The sequence below is a fragment of the Pseudoalteromonas luteoviolacea NCIMB 1942 genome (genome assembly GCF_001625595.1).
In the GTDB taxonomy this organism is placed as follows: domain Bacteria; phylum Pseudomonadota; class Gammaproteobacteria; order Enterobacterales; family Alteromonadaceae; genus Pseudoalteromonas; species Pseudoalteromonas luteoviolacea_A.
Genome location: NZ_AUXT01000067.1, coordinates 1 through 1214 on the forward strand (window position 1 = coordinate 1; position 1214 = coordinate 1214).

The following is a 1214-nucleotide window of genomic DNA, read 5'->3' on the forward strand; positions in this document are numbered from 1 at the left end:
TGAATCGCCCCGAATTCATCGGAGACTATTTTGTTTAAGTCAGGCGACTTTACCTGACTCCATTAAATTATCATAGTAGTTCGCTTCATATTGAGCGGGTGAGACATAGTCAATTGAAGAGAGTAAACGTTGATTGTTAAACCAATTCACCCATTCTAAGGTTGCGTATTCAACAGCATCAACATTTTTCCATGGGCCATTTCTGCGAATAACTTCTGTTTTGAATAAGCCGTTTATCGTTTCAGCCATAGCATTGTCGTAGGAGTCACCAACACTTCCCACAGATGCTTGGATCCCTGCCTCAGTTAACCGTTCAGTATATTTGATTGAGAGATATTGACTGCCTCTGTCACTGTGGTGGATAAGCCCTTGTGGATCACCACGATGCCAAATAGCTTGTTCTAATGCGTCGAGAATAAGGTCAGTATGCATCGTAGTTGAAACACGCCAGCCTACGATATATCGTGAGAACACGTCTATGACGAATGCCACGTAAACAAATCCGCTCCAGGTGGCGACATAGGTGATATCAGCGACCCAGAGTTGATTTGGTTGCTCGGCAGTGAACTGGCGATTAACTAAATCCATTGGTTTATCTTGTTGTTCGTCTGGCTTAGTTGTTTTGCATGTTTTGCCCCGCCGGGCACCTTGGATACTCATTTGGCGCATTAATCGCTCAACGGTGCAACGTGCCACTTGATGGCCATCATTTTGCAATTGTTTCCATACTTTTCGAGCCCCATAAACAGACATGTTATCTTCCCATACTTGGCGAATGAGTATCACAAGCTCAGCATCACGCTTTTTACGTTTAGACATACGTTCAGGCTGCCTCTGTAGCTGTTTATGAGCGTAATAAGTAGAAGGTGCAATTGGCAACTCCTTGCAAATTGACTCGACACTGAAATGCTCACGGTAAGTATCAATAAAGGCCACGGCTATTTCTGTTTGCGGTCGAGTTCCGCTTGGGCGAAAAAAGCGGCGGCTTGCCTCAAAATGTCATTTGTTCGTTTTAGTTCTTTATTTTCGCGCTCTAACTCCGCTAACCGCTCCTCAGCAGATTGAGTGTTAGAAGATGATTTAGTTGGCTGAGTCTGAGATTTTTTAACCCATGCTCTAAGTGTTTCTGGTGTACAACCAAGTTTATTTGAAATGGATACTAGTGCAGCCCAAAGAGATGGGTACTCATGCTGTTGTGTGGTAACCAGCCTGAC

General features: G+C 44.1%; 1 protein-coding gene and 1 other annotated feature. The gene reads right to left on the reverse strand.

Features of this window, described 5'->3' with window-relative positions:
* Positions 1-39: 39 nt before the first annotated feature.
* Positions 40-1214 (reverse strand): IS3 family transposase gene (locus N482_RS04720; RefSeq protein ID WP_155730479.1). Its coding sequence is split into 2 segments (ribosomal slippage), with 1176 coding nucleotides annotated over them: positions 40-980 and positions 980-1214; the frame shifts between segments, so codons are not numbered across the junction. This gene is flagged as partial in the annotation.
* Positions 865-981: a sequence feature (AL1L pseudoknot), on the reverse strand. (Overlaps the previous gene by 117 nt.)